Source organism: Pseudomonas coronafaciens pv. oryzae str. 1_6 (genome assembly GCF_000156995.2).
Classification (GTDB): domain Bacteria; phylum Pseudomonadota; class Gammaproteobacteria; order Pseudomonadales; family Pseudomonadaceae; genus Aquipseudomonas; species Aquipseudomonas tremae.
Genome location: NZ_CP046035.1, coordinates 4,930,881 through 4,942,903 on the forward strand (window position 1 = coordinate 4,930,881; position 12,023 = coordinate 4,942,903).

Annotated in this window: 15 protein-coding genes; 9 read left to right on the forward strand and 6 right to left on the reverse strand. The window is 53.6% G+C overall.

Going from position 1 to position 12,023, the window contains the following annotated elements:
• Window positions 1–50: 50 nt before the first annotated feature.
• From POR16_RS22485 to POR16_RS22530, 9 genes are all read left to right on the forward strand, one after another.
• A complete protein-coding gene (locus POR16_RS22485; protein WP_005896750.1) occupies window positions 51–425 on the forward strand; it encodes a hypothetical protein in 375 nt (124 codons plus the stop codon).
• The gene (locus POR16_RS22490) at window positions 422–745 is read left to right on the forward strand and encodes a pyocin activator PrtN family protein (protein ID WP_005896747.1); all 324 of its coding nucleotides are present in this window, start codon (window positions 422–424) and stop codon (window positions 743–745) included. The genes POR16_RS22485 and POR16_RS22490 overlap by 4 nt, the downstream gene beginning before the upstream one ends.
• A gap of 50 nt (window positions 746–795) precedes the next feature.
• Window positions 796–1,218, forward strand: a complete 423-nt coding sequence (locus POR16_RS22495) for a hypothetical protein (protein WP_005896743.1) — start codon at window positions 796–798, stop codon at window positions 1,216–1,218.
• Entirely contained in the window at window positions 1,215–1,916 is a 702-nt protein-coding gene (locus tag POR16_RS22500; protein ID WP_005896740.1) for a hypothetical protein, read from the forward strand. Before POR16_RS22495 ends, POR16_RS22500 begins: the two co-directional genes overlap by 4 nt.
• Entirely contained in the window at window positions 1,913–3,073 is a 1,161-nt protein-coding gene (locus POR16_RS26195; RefSeq protein WP_005896736.1) for a hypothetical protein, read from the forward strand. Before POR16_RS22500 ends, POR16_RS26195 begins: the two co-directional genes overlap by 4 nt.
• Window positions 3,070–3,270 carry a helix-turn-helix transcriptional regulator gene (locus tag POR16_RS22515; RefSeq protein ID WP_005896733.1) on the forward strand — a complete coding sequence of 67 codons (201 nt, stop codon included), beginning with the start codon at window positions 3,070–3,072 and terminating at the stop codon, window positions 3,268–3,270. Before POR16_RS26195 ends, POR16_RS22515 begins: the two co-directional genes overlap by 4 nt.
• A 326-nt stretch (window positions 3,271–3,596) precedes the next feature.
• A complete protein-coding gene (locus POR16_RS22520; RefSeq protein WP_005896730.1) occupies window positions 3,597–4,664 on the forward strand; it encodes a hypothetical protein in 1,068 nt (355 codons plus the stop codon).
• Window positions 4,661–5,053, forward strand: coding sequence for a hypothetical protein (locus POR16_RS22525; protein WP_005896727.1), 393 nt, complete (start codon window positions 4,661–4,663; stop codon window positions 5,051–5,053). Before POR16_RS22520 ends, POR16_RS22525 begins: the two co-directional genes overlap by 4 nt.
• Window positions 5,046–5,699: a hypothetical protein gene (locus POR16_RS22530; protein ID WP_005896724.1), complete on the forward strand. Its 654-nt coding sequence runs from the start codon at window positions 5,046–5,048 to the stop codon at window positions 5,697–5,699. Before POR16_RS22525 ends, POR16_RS22530 begins: the two co-directional genes overlap by 8 nt.
• Window positions 5,700–5,742: 43 nt before the next feature.
• Here the strand turns inward: POR16_RS22530 and POR16_RS22535 are convergent, their stop codons facing one another.
• From POR16_RS22535 to POR16_RS22560, 6 genes are all read right to left on the reverse strand, one after another.
• The gene (locus POR16_RS22535) at window positions 5,743–6,924 is read right to left on the reverse strand and encodes a tyrosine-type recombinase/integrase (protein ID WP_005896721.1); all 1,182 of its coding nucleotides are present in this window, start codon (window positions 6,922–6,924) and stop codon (window positions 5,743–5,745) included.
• 593 nt (window positions 6,925–7,517) lie between these two features.
• Complete coding sequence (locus tag POR16_RS22540; protein ID WP_005896718.1) at window positions 7,518–8,027, reverse strand: lysis system spanin subunit; 510 nt, start codon at window positions 8,025–8,027, stop codon at window positions 7,518–7,520.
• Complete coding sequence (locus tag POR16_RS22545) at window positions 8,024–8,569, reverse strand: glycoside hydrolase family 19 protein (RefSeq protein WP_005896716.1); 546 nt, start codon at window positions 8,567–8,569, stop codon at window positions 8,024–8,026. The genes POR16_RS22540 and POR16_RS22545 overlap by 4 nt, the downstream gene beginning before the upstream one ends.
• Before the next feature lie 107 nt (window positions 8,570–8,676).
• Window positions 8,677–9,735, reverse strand: coding sequence for a tail fiber assembly protein (locus tag POR16_RS22550; RefSeq protein WP_005896713.1), 1,059 nt, complete (start codon window positions 9,733–9,735; stop codon window positions 8,677–8,679).
• A 251-nt stretch (window positions 9,736–9,986) separates the two neighbouring features.
• Window positions 9,987–10,553 (reverse strand): tail fiber assembly protein, encoded by a 567-nt coding sequence (locus POR16_RS22555; protein WP_005896710.1) that lies wholly within the window; start codon window positions 10,551–10,553, stop codon window positions 9,987–9,989.
• Window positions 10,554–10,560: 7 nt separating this feature from the next.
• Window positions 10,561–12,021, reverse strand: a complete 1,461-nt coding sequence (locus POR16_RS22560) for a hypothetical protein (RefSeq protein WP_005896706.1) — start codon at window positions 12,019–12,021, stop codon at window positions 10,561–10,563.
• Window positions 12,022–12,023 lie beyond the last annotated feature (2 nt).

A 12,023-nucleotide genomic window follows, 5' to 3' on the forward strand; every position in this document is an offset into this window, starting at 1 on the left:
CAAACGGCACTGCCTGAACAGCTGGAACCACCCTAAGCGGAGAAGACCGAATGAACCAAGAAGCGATTGACCATTTGCTGATCGACTTGCTGCGCATTCCGCCAGAACAGCGCACTCAGAACGACGTTGCCGCTGTCATTGCTGGCATGAACTCAGCCGCACTACTTGAAGCTGTTGCGGCAACGCCATTGCAGCATGAGCAAATCAAGTTGCTGGCCATCGCTGAATTTTTGGCATGCGAACTTCAAATGATCGATGCCCACGTCACGCTCGACCTCAGCATCACTGAACCCCAATGGATCCCTCTCACCCTCACGATGCGTCGACCTTGCGCAGGGTACGTATTTGGGCGCGGACGTACAGCACAAGAAGCGCTCATGGACATGTACGACTACATTCCCCCACCCAAAGAAGCTGCAGCATGAAGGACCACAACCAGAATCCGCTACGTCTGATGCCAGCACCGGAAGCGGCCACCGTTGAACTGCTGTATCGAACCTTCGGAGATGTGCTGATCCCCCTAGACAAGCTGCGCGAGCAGTACTTCCGAAACCTCAACGAACGGTCGTTTGTTGCCGAGATTGAGAACGGGCGAATCCCGCTCCCGATCACCACTTTGGACACAAGCCGCAAAGCACCGAAGTTCGCGCACATTCGGCATGTCGCAGCACTGATCGACATCCGCGCATACAAAGCCGATGAAGAGATGGGCAATTCCCAAGCCGAAGCGGACTTACCGACATAACCAAAACGGCTGCCACCACCAGCCGAGCAACCTCATCAGGAGCACACCACATGACGACAATTCAAATCTGCGCGCTGATCGGACTCATCATTTCAGCCGGCCTGCTTTTATGGTTTGGCTACATGATGGGCCGCAGCGACGGCATCAAAGTTGGCACCACGACCGGCGAGCAAACACCCCGCGAACAAGACGTCGTGGCGATAAATGAGCTTGAAGCATCACTCAGGCTGATCCGCACTGACCATGAGCAGTTGGCGCGACACTGCCAAAGGCTTCAGAAAGGCATGGCGTTTGGTGCGCAAGAAAGAGATGTGCTGATCGATATAGCCGAGAAACTGAGAATCGCTGCTGAGACTTTCAGCGCGTTTCGTACCGGCAAAAAGCTGGAACGCGATTGTCTGGCACTCCGGCAGCAGGCGTTGCAAATGGCTGAAGCGCTCGGCGTATCAGCCCAGCAGGTGAACGCAGCATGAACCGATCTACCCCCTTGCTGCGGCTCAGCCCGCAAGCTGCTGGCGACCTGCACCAGCAGCACAACAAAGCTATTGCCGAACTCCGTGCTACGGCCCGCTTCAACAAAGAGCTGAACAATCGACTGAGGTCGATGATCGGACCTGACGTCTTACGCACTCTGCACAAGGACATCGAAAACGCGCTGCTGCTGGCCGATCTGGTCGAGGAGAATGACCAGACGCACGCGCTTTACGTCGTCAGCACAAAACCAGAAGCGCCTGATGAATCAACTTGCAACCAAGCATCGGAGGAAAGCGGCAGTGATTACTCACAGACTGACCTTCAGGCTCAAGCCGCTTTTCTCCGCAACAGCAGCTGGAGCACCACACAAAAAACAAACTGTCTCTGCTGCACAGCAGCAGGCATTACTGCTCTTCCCAGCAGCACCACCGAAGCGCCTGTACCCCCCGAAAAGCTGCGCGAGGCAGCCACTCATGATGCAACGCTAATCGCTCAAAATCGCCTGCCCGCGCAGCATGTGGTGGGGGGTAAGGCCCTGTCGCAGATCTGTAACAGGCCGTTCCAGTCTGATTGCCCCGTGGAAGAGCTGTACCGCTTCCTCAACCATCATGAACCCAGCCTTTCAGACATTGGGCTGAGATGCACGAAGTGTGGCCTGCAGGCCAGCGCAACGGTCGCGAATGAGGTGAAGCCATGAGCCGCACGGGAGCGCGTGACAAAGCTCGCAGGCAACTTACCGAGACCATCGCGGTGCTGACCGACAGCGTGGCCCTGCTCGGTAAGTCACGCACACTGGTCGAGAATGTCGGCACTCCAGCTGCAACTCAATACCTTGCAGATTTGGATGCCTTTTGTGCCCGTCTCTTTCCTGGCCAAGTACACCAACACCCCGATAATTTGGCCGTCGACAACTTCGCTGCAGCCATGAAAACAAAGCTGGCTGAAGCTCGCGCTAAAGGTCTTCGTGGCTGGAGTGAAACCAGGGTGCAGGATAGAACGCTGGCAGAGATGTTGGTCGGGCATATTCCCAAGGGAAACCCTGGCAACTTCGAGGACATCGCCAACTTTGCGATGATGCTACATCAGCGCGATGCCCACCCTCGGGAACTGACATTCGCCTATAACGCGATGCTCAGCACAATTCCAACCAGACGGGTTCAGAGCGGGCCCAGTAATATGGCCACGCCCAACATAGCGATGGCTAAAGAGCGCCCCATACTATTCAACGGGCTGATGACGCACGCATTACTGGCAGGCCAAAAGACAGTCACGCGCCGGTTAGTGGAAACGTCTCTCCCTACTCCACACAAGAAGCTTGCCGAGGGAAGTGGGGCGCAAACGGCAGATGTACATCTGGCCGAATGCCCCTACGGCCAACCAGGTGACAGGCTTTGGGTACGCGAGACATGGTTACCCTGCCCAGACGCAGGTCATGAGTCTTGGAGCAACCACACCTTGAGCTACTCAGCGTGGGTGAGGGCAGGCAAAAAAATCTGCGATGTTCCAGCAGCCCTTCGCAAACCGAGGCACTGCATCTACCGGATAGATGCAACTGGTTACTCCTACGGTTTTAAATGGCGGCCCAGCATCCACATGCCGCGCTGGGCGTCTCGGATTCTGTTGGAAATAACAGATGTACGCATCGAACGGCTGCAAGACATCACGCCGGAACAAGCATTTGCAGAGGGCGTATTGAGCTGCCGCGACCATCTGGACCCAGACGGCATTGGTTACTCGGAAGAGGAGCTGTTCTCAATCCTGTGGGTCTCACTCAACGGGCACGAGAACTGGAATGCCAACCCGATGGTTTGGGTAATAGAGTTCAAGCTGGTGAACATCGGGGAGATCGCATGAGCGAGAACGACATCGATATATTAATCAAACTCCCAGAGGTATGTCGGCAAGCTGGCTTCGGCAAGTCGACAATCTACGAGCTGATTGCAGGACATGCTTTTCCAGCCCCTACCAAGCTGGGCAGATACTCGCGGTGGTCTCAAAAGGAGGTGCAGAGATGGATCGAAAAGCAAAAGGCGGCACGTAAAGCAGCCTGAGGCTCTGTTCCGCATACTCCCAAACCAACCCAACGCCCGAAAGCTAATTATCGCCTCCTGGCGCATTGAGGGCGGATACTGAACGAGTGATCTTTTCGTTCCGGCCTCATGCGCGGCCCCGTCTGCGAATCGAGACGAGGCAAACGTCCATAATACGCCCATGGTATTTCGGCTCGTCGATTGACTGAAGTGCTGAAGACGGCATGCCAACGAGCTAGACAGCCTAATGGCGAAATAGTATCTTGAACAGATGAGACTACTACACGCACAGATTAATTGAGACGCTTAACTGTGCGATCGACCGAGGCAAGGAGAGCTTTTTATAAATGAGCGCAATTGATTACGCCGATGGATTGAACGAAAGAAAAGTATCGTTTGCGTTATTTCGCAGTGCATTGCATCAAAACGACTTGAGCGCGTCGATGGGTTGGGAGAAGTCCATCGACAAACTTGCAACGTATTTAATCTCTCCGAAAACTAGTAAAGCATATAGTGATGGACTCAGAGATGTGTACATCGATCTGACACTTCACGGCAATAAGATGGTGCGCATCTACAAACTTTTAGGGGATTACAACACCATAATTGATCTTTTCAAAAGTGAAATTCTCGAAAAGGGTACGATATATGACAAGCGCTTCCCCTTACCCCTTGAGCACGACAAACTCGTTACGGCTCCTCTGAAGATTCACTGCGTAAACTACTACGAAAGTGATGATGAAATCTCGTTCGTATTCTGCTCCAAACAATACATAACAGAACGTGAGACACTACCACTCAACTCGATAACCGACAAAGTCATTAATGACTTCGGAGAGTTTGACGAAGTGATCGGCGTGCGCAATCGCGCGGTTCAGCTGTTTGACGTAATATCTATAAACAAAATAAACAAAACGGTCCAGATCCGCATGGACGGCTTAGACATTCAGAGAATTAAAGATATAGAGAAGCGCCTCAAATATCTGGATGAAAAAACGTTTCGCTCATTAGAAAAGAAAATTGACTTAGCCAAAAACTTTGAAGGGCCATTGAATTTCTTCCCTGCAATCAAGAAATTATATGACAACCCTGATGGGCGAGTCGCTGAAATCGGCCACACAACTACTAGCGCTGGCGTGCACACGGGCAAGATGCGTACCAGACAGTTAGATTTTCGCCAAGACCAATACCATGTCGGAGGAGCTGCAACCGTAGCTTCTCTGAACGCCCACATGCTAAGCAAGTGCTGGGACAGCCCTTCTAAACATGGGAATGTCCAGCTCGTCATCCCTGGCACGGTAGCGCTCACCAGCGCTGCCGATCCGACCATTGACATAGCCTACCTGCTGTCATGTGCGTCCGATAACGATTATAATTTCCTGATGACGAAATTATTAGCCTCGCTCCAGCCATGAACCTTGAGCATGCGCTTGGGGTCATTGCCTCTGACATCAACCCTGCCGAAGATCGGGAGGCAGTGTGTCGGGTTGCCGAACACATTTTCGCGCACAAATCAGAAATTAAGCACTTAAGTTATTCAGCGATCGCGCAATTGGCTCAGGTGCAACTGCCCGAGCAGCTTTTAAAGCTGACACAGTACCTGATAGGCGAGCGGACCAAACTTCTTGAAATGAAGTTTGAACTAATAATAGACAATGAAATAACCCCTCTTGACGACGAGACTATATATCATGCCGAGACAAGTGGGGAGTTGATACACCCGGAGACAGGAATAGCCGTGGACAATTATGACCGCTATGTATACCCCTACTTTATAGTTTCTCCGGAAGTTGACAATGGGTGACATGAGTGGAAGTACATTCGACAACCTCACCATTGGCCAGTTGAAGCTTTTTGCCGAAGAGCTAGGACTATCGGGCATAACAGGATCAATCAGGCGTGCAACTGCAAGTACTTACGATCAATTCGTCGACACGTTGCATTCCGATTTAGATGATGTCATCAAACGCATACAAGAAAACCCTGAAGTCCGAGCCAAAGATGGCGAAGATCGGCTGACTATGGAAATAGTAAATATATTGAGAGCGATGGGATATAATGCCGCTCACGAAACAAAAATTGGCGGACATACTGACCTTTCGGTTAAAGGAAAGAACAACTACCTTTGGATCGGCGAAGCAAAGATCCACGGTGCGTACGACTATCTATTCCAAGGATTTCAACAACTTTGCACTAGATACGCAACCGGTGATGCGCAGCAAAATCGCGGAGCTTTAATCATATACATCAAGAATGCGAACTCCGCTCAGGTTATTCGTAATTGGCAAGAGCGACTTGTAACCTATGAACTAGAGGATTTAACTATTCTGCCTTGTAAAGATAGACCAGGCCTTGCGTTCGATTCTTCGCATAAACTTGTGCGGACGGGGTTGGCATTTGGGGTCAAGCACATCGGAGTTAGTTTGTACTTTAAACCACAGGATATCTAATCGTCTCTCTCATGGGCCTTAGAAATAGGGGTGCAAAAAGCGCTTATTCGTCAACTGCAATTAACGGCTCTAACCTGTGCCCCCACCAAACCATCATCTTACTGCGCTCATCCCAATATTTGGCATGGTTATAAGCGGCTTTAGTTTTGTCGCTTTCCTTGTGCGAAAGCTGCATCTCTATGGCTTCAGATCTCCACAATTGCGACTCATACAAGTGCGTCGATGCAGTTGCTCGGAAGTCATGACAGTGCCAGCCCCTCAGATCCATGTACTCTAGAGCGCGATTCAACGTAGTCGCGCTGATCGGTTGGCTGGGGTGTTTCATTCCAGGAAACAGCAGGTTACCTGCAGTAAGGCTACGCAGCTCCCGCAACAAGGCGATAGCCCTTTCTGGCAGCGGGACCATATGAGGCCTTTTACGCTTCATGCGGCCAGAGGGGATTATCCAAATAGCTTTGTCTAGATCAAACTCTGACCACTCAGCCAGTCGCAACTCAACTGTACGTACAAATAGCAGAGGGAGCAGATAAAGCGCGATTACAGTCCCACGATGACCTCCATACTTTCCTACGGCCAAGAAGTATTCAGCTAACTCTTCGAGATTCATGGGACGGCTGTGATTAACATCCTTGCGTGAGATTGCACCTCGAACCGCCGCCGCCGGGTCCGAGTCTGCACGCAAAGTCACAACGCCGTAGCAAAATACCGAGGAGATCCACTGCCGCACCATCAGCGCCAAGGTGGTCGCATCGCGTTTGTCCATCTGAGTGATGATCACTAGAATCTGCGCTGCGGTGATTTCTCGTAGCGGAAAGCGGCCGATCTTGGGGTAGACATCATTCACGAAAGCCCGCCTGATCTGATCACGGTACTTGAGCGTGCGGTTTGCCAAACGTTTCTCAATCCACTCTTCAGCGACCACCTTGAACGTATTGCTGTTCTCGCTAAGCTGTTGAGCCTTCACTGTTTGCCTAACATGTGCCGGATTGCGCCCCAACTTAACCAGCTCGCGTGCTGCATCGCGTTCCGCCCGTGCATCGCTTAGCGACAGGTCTGGATAGGAGCCAATTGCGTAAGTGTTTTCTTTTCCGGCCAAGCGGAAACGGTAGCGCCACAGCTTGTTGCCACCGGGGGTAACCTCCAAAAACAGGCCACCGCTGTCAGTGAGTTTGATCGGGGCAGGGCCTGGCTTTGCATGGCGGATTTTGACAGCTGTCAGAGGCATGAGGGTAATTAGACACCAAATGGTTTATACCCTCAACCATACCCGCATTTTTTCTGGATGTCTTCGTTCCAGCCCGGACAAGGGCGGACAAATTACAAAAAATTCAGGGCCTTATTGGGATTTAGTGGACAACGGCAGACGTAATCGGACTGACATCATAGTTATCGATCATCAGCAACATTTTGCTATCAACCTTTTGATTTACTGACTTGATTCGAGCCTTCCGGATTCTGCTTCGCTCAAGCCTCCCCTCTCAGCCGCAAAGCGTGGGGGAACCGGGGCAGAAAGCATTACAAATCGAAGGCATGCAGGTACGGGTCCGGCAGGGCCGGCAAGGAAATAGTCAGGCGCGCCAACGCCAACGGGCGTGAGCCTTGATTACGCGCATCAAAAGCTTGCTGACTGTCGTCACGGAAGGGGTCTCATCGGTACGTTTCGGGACATTAGCGTACCGAATGGGCCGGTGCAATATGAATGTACCAGGCAAGGCAGACTGAACGGACTATTAAGGAGGGAAAAAAGGCCGCGCCTCCTGACGGAGGCGGGATTCAGGCAGGGGCACGATGGCCGAGGGTGGGGAGCCGAAAGGAACATCAGTGCGCAATCTCACGCACGTAGGCTTGGCAGGCCTTCAAGGCGATCAATCCCTGATCGCCGTCGTCGGTAATGGCGACAATTCGTCCAGCAGCCGCTGGGTCAAGTTCGCCTCGCGGGCCTCCATGAACCAGGCTGCCGGCATCGGTGGTGGCTGACATTCCGTCACCAGCGGCAGGGCTGGCGAGGAGGACTGACAGCCGCAGATCAGCAGTGGCCAGACGGTCGCGCAAACGAGCTTGAGAGGTCTGTGCATCGCTCAACTCCTTGTGAAGGTTTGTATCGTTGTTTTGCAGACGGACTTCCAATGCCCGCCGTCGTGACTGTTCGGCAGCCTGCCACTCGATGACAGCGGATGCCGCCTGCTCGCGTTCGTGCTGCCAGGCCAGTTGTTGCGCCGACAGTTGCAGACCATAGCGGGCCGCCTGCCACTTCCAGGCGACCCATGTACCCAGCCCCGACCCCAGCACGAATGCGAGGATCAGGAATCGCACATCCAGCATTTTCACGGCAGTACCTCCAAGGCCCGCTGGTAAAGCGCCTGTCGATCCGCCAGGCCATTGGTGCCGCCGTTGATGCGGCGGGTGATCATCAGAAAATCACCCTTGTCTGCCAGTGCGTTGAGGTTTGCCCGGTCCCAGAACCACGCCGCCGACATCGCGGCGTGCTCTGGTTGTTCGAGCAACTGCGGCTGACTCAACAGGTCCAGCCCCAGCGCTTCCCCGCACGCTTCGTAATTCGCCCGCCCTGTCACCTGAATCAGCCCCCGACCGCGATAAAGCTGGCCATCGCCGTCCGCCTCTGGCGTGTTGCCCAGACGCAGTGCCAACTGCCCGGTGTCGTACTTCGCCAGGTAGCTGTCGCTGCCCAGCTCCCGCACATAGCGAAACTGCCCGGATTCATGCCCGATCTGGGCAATGAATCCAGCAATGCGCAGCCGGGTATTGATGTTGTAACGAGTCATGGCGACGTTGAGAGCAGACACAAAAACGCCGGCTTTAGGGCCGGCGTCGGGGAGGATTTGCAGTAGTTGTTGCTGGTTGATAAGCATGGATTCCTCCTAAATAGCTTGCTGGCATCACGCGTCGATGAAGTACTACTTTTTCCAGAACGACGCGCACTGCGGATAAAACAACGCCCCGTCAGTGCGGGGCGTGATTACTTGGGTAGCTCGTCTGCACTTACGCCTATAAAAGGTGCTGGCTGTTCAACCGACTTTACGTACACGAATGGCGATGCGGGCGCTACGGGCCATACAAACGACCCTGGAAAGCCCGGCTGCGCATCGAGTTGGGCGAGCTGCACCCTGTATAGCCAGTAAGCATTGAGCTCGGCTTGTAGTGCAGGCAGGGTTTTCAACTGGGCTTCAATGGCACTTTGCACGGTGCTCAACCTGCTGATCAACGAATCGACTTTCGCAGTGGCCAGGGCCGAGTATCCGTCGCGCTGAGTCATGACATCGCCCGTTCCCGCTTCCGTGATCGGCTCGAGAATCACGCCAAACTCGCCGTTAAAGGCACGATTGAAGAGTTCTCTGGCTTGCGGCTTGAGTGCGTTGGCAGAAACAGTGACGGCCTCCTCGCCTTTCGTATATTTGGTTTTCTCAAAAACGACCAGAAGCACGATAGCGGTATGAGCCTGATTGACCCAGCGAGGGTTACGAATGCTGCTCATGATCCAAGGCAGTTCATCTTCGCTCACGCCTGTAGAAGGCGTAGGCACATCCGACGGCTTTACGTAAACGAAGGGAGTTGCAGGTGGAACAGGCCAGACAAAAGACAGGGGGAACCCTGGCAGCGAACTCAGATTGGAGAGCTGTGCCCGGTAAAGCGAATACGCATCAAGCTCGGCTTGCAGCGCAGGCCGGGACTCGATTTGCGCGACGGTAGCCGAACCCGATGCAATGGCGTTTTGCACAATGGTCAGTTGAAAATCCAGCTCGTTGATTCGCTTGGTAGCGTTGTCCAGGTAGACGCCACGCTGCGCATTGATGTTCATAAGAATCGTCTGTTCGCTTGGCTCAAGAATCTCACCAAACTCTCCAGCGATTGCCCGGTTGTAAAACGCTACATATTGCGGATCCGGATGATTGGCAGAGACCGATATGGCGTCCTGCCGATCCATATAGCCGGGTTCACTGACGATCACCCAGAGCGTCATGGAGGTGTGAGCCTGATCGGCCCATTGAGGGTTACGAGTGATGGGGACGATGTTCATAGTTAATTCCTTTGTGTTGAGTATTGAGAGAGTGCTGTTATTACTGGATGGCCGTTTAGGTGCGCCCCAGATTCTCTACAGAAAATCCTGAGCTATCCTTAATGCGACCGGTGCTGTGTAGCGTTATGAATCAAGCTTTCATAAGGTATCCCTCCTTTCGTGGGCAGGGTCTTTGAGGAGTTCGCACATGCTCAAACCGCACGTGAAGACCTCGAAAGCCGGGCATAAAAAAACCGCTTTCGCGGTGGTGTTTAGAGGGGAGCTGCATCCGAAGGCGGTGAAGGCCACTTGATCTGGAAAGGGTAATCCGGGTGTTGCTCGATCCTGTTCAGTTCCACGCTATAGCGTTTCCACTCCAGCAAACTTGCATTCTCCGCCTCGGTGGCATCTCCCAGATCCTTGGCATACTGCAACGGAGCGATACGTGTGGCAGCTTCCTGTAAACGCTGGTCACGAAGGATCAAAGCAGCCGAAGCCAATGCGATCTTCTGCGCTTCTGTATCAAGAGACCAATCACCCTCTCGCCAAACGTAATATTTGCCAGGCCATTGTTTGGCGGTAAGCCGTTCAGGCGGCAAACCGAGGCCGTTCCACTCCTCTACCGAGCCATCGGTTATTCGATACATCGAGCCGCGCAGATCTATAACCTGCCGCAGCTCACCATCGACCAACGTCCAGGCAAACCCTGTATTTGGCTCGTTGAGTACTTCGTTGATGCTTACAGCGTTGCTGGGAGTTTGCTCGCCTAGCCCAGGAACCACCGGTAATTCAACGGGCCCCATCAGGGCCCCAGAGTCGTCTATCAAGTAAGTAGGCATAGTGTCCTCAGATCAGTTTGATACGGCCCGGATAGGCCATGTTGCGACTACGAAAACGAATCCAGTTATTCATCGGTTGCTGGTCTCTCATAACAGTTGCCATAACGCCATTGTCTGTCGTCTCTGGGAGGTATGCGGAACCGCCGGCAGGGACTAATGCGCCTGGCGGCAACAGCCCCCCGGGACCTGTGGAACTCAGACGCCCGTCTGCCTGCGCATGGCCGTTGCCCAGCAGATAGCTGCCAGTCTCTACGTCTGAGCCGCTCCACTCCTGAGCCACTGTCCTCAGCCAAGTACCGTCCTGCCAAGAGCCAGCGACACGCGATGTATCGACGCCACGGGACTCGTCCAGTACCCGCAAAAACTCGCCTCGTCCCTCAGGCCCACGAAAGGTCTGAGCACCGTCGCCACTGGTCCATCCACCTTCCTTGCCGGTACGAGCTGCTTCCGTGTAGACCATCCCGGATTTTTGCGCATGATCCCAAAGCCAAGGCCATTCGGCGCGGCTAAGCAGCGCGCCGTTGAGCGCGCCATATCCGCCTGGGCTGAACAGCGTCGTTGTTTCGAAAACCGGCCTCCCCAAAGGCGTGTTGTCATATCGCCCTATCGGCCACCAGCTTCCAGCACCATCGCTACGTAGTTGCCACCAGTCGCCGGCCCCCATCAAAACCAGAAAGGAATAACCAGCGGCGTTTAGATGAGTGTGAAACCTTATTTTCTCTCCTGCTGCGGCATTGATCACCAGTCGGTTTCCACTATTGTCGACTCGGCGAACGACGACATCCCTGACGCCAAGCGCAGCATTTGAAGATGGCAAAGAGAACGACCGATTGGCCCCAGTGGCATCCAGTAGAAGAAACCCCATCTGGTCCTTCGTAAACGCCGTATCAGCGCTGAACGAGAATACCTTTTGCGAGTCGACCCCCACGACCTCGGTAATTTTTCCGCGCTTGGTGATGTAGATCGCATCAGTATTAAAAACCAGCTCTACCCACTCTTCAGCACTGAGCTTCAACGTATTACTGCCGGCACCGTATAGCGATATAACCTCAGCACCGTTGGCCTTGATAGTTGCCGCTCCTGGCGATGCGTTATGAAAGGTAATGGATTTACCCACACTTACACTCGCCTTGGGAGGTAATGTCAGCGTGATCCCCGCGACATTGACTCTGTGCCAATGCCCCGCTGCTCCAGATAAAAGAGTTTCAGAAGCTGTGTAACCAAACCCGGCACCTTTATAAGCCTGCCTGACCTGCGAGCCAATCTGGGTAATTGCCGTTGCCAGTTGATCTGTTTTGGTTTCGTCGGGCAGCTCGCCACCAGCAGCCATCGCATTCAAAATCTCCTGCGTCACCGAGTTCCCCCACGCCGCCGGGATCAGCGAGCCGGGTGTTCCGGTGGCCGGGTTTTCATCTACAAACTTGCCGCTGACCAAGCCTACGCTTGGCACACTCTTGGGATAATCCATGT

Bases quoted from the DNA above. Each gene is read 5' to 3' on its own strand.
- POR16_RS22500 (WP_005896740.1), top strand. From the start codon at position 1,215: ATGAACCGATCTACCCCCTTGCTGCGGCTCAGCCCGCAAGCTGCTGGC.
- POR16_RS22525 (WP_005896727.1), top strand. From the start codon at position 4,661: ATGAACCTTGAGCATGCGCTTGGGGTCATTGCCTCTGACATCAACCCT.
- POR16_RS22520 (WP_005896730.1), top strand. From the start codon at position 3,597: ATGAGCGCAATTGATTACGCCGATGGATTGAACGAAAGAAAAGTATCG.
- POR16_RS22490 (WP_005896747.1), top strand. From the start codon at position 422: ATGAAGGACCACAACCAGAATCCGCTACGTCTGATGCCAGCACCGGAA.
- POR16_RS26195 (WP_005896736.1), top strand. From the start codon at position 1,913: ATGAGCCGCACGGGAGCGCGTGACAAAGCTCGCAGGCAACTTACCGAG.
- POR16_RS22555 (WP_005896710.1), bottom strand. From the start codon at position 10,553: ATGCCTACTTACTTGATAGACGACTCTGGGGCCCTGATGGGGCCCGTT.
- POR16_RS22495 (WP_005896743.1), top strand. From the start codon at position 796: ATGACGACAATTCAAATCTGCGCGCTGATCGGACTCATCATTTCAGCC.
- POR16_RS22545 (WP_005896716.1), bottom strand. From the start codon at position 8,569: ATGCTTATCAACCAGCAACAACTACTGCAAATCCTCCCCGACGCCGGC.
- POR16_RS22515 (WP_005896733.1), top strand. From the start codon at position 3,070: ATGAGCGAGAACGACATCGATATATTAATCAAACTCCCAGAGGTATGT.
- POR16_RS22550 (WP_005896713.1), bottom strand. From the start codon at position 9,735: ATGAACATCGTCCCCATCACTCGTAACCCTCAATGGGCCGATCAGGCT.
- POR16_RS22530 (WP_005896724.1), top strand. From the start codon at position 5,046: ATGGGTGACATGAGTGGAAGTACATTCGACAACCTCACCATTGGCCAG.
- POR16_RS22560 (WP_005896706.1), bottom strand. From the start codon at position 12,021: ATGGATTATCCCAAGAGTGTGCCAAGCGTAGGCTTGGTCAGCGGCAAG.
- POR16_RS22535 (WP_005896721.1), bottom strand. From the start codon at position 6,924: ATGCCTCTGACAGCTGTCAAAATCCGCCATGCAAAGCCAGGCCCTGCC.
- POR16_RS22485 (WP_005896750.1), top strand. From the start codon at position 51: ATGAACCAAGAAGCGATTGACCATTTGCTGATCGACTTGCTGCGCATT.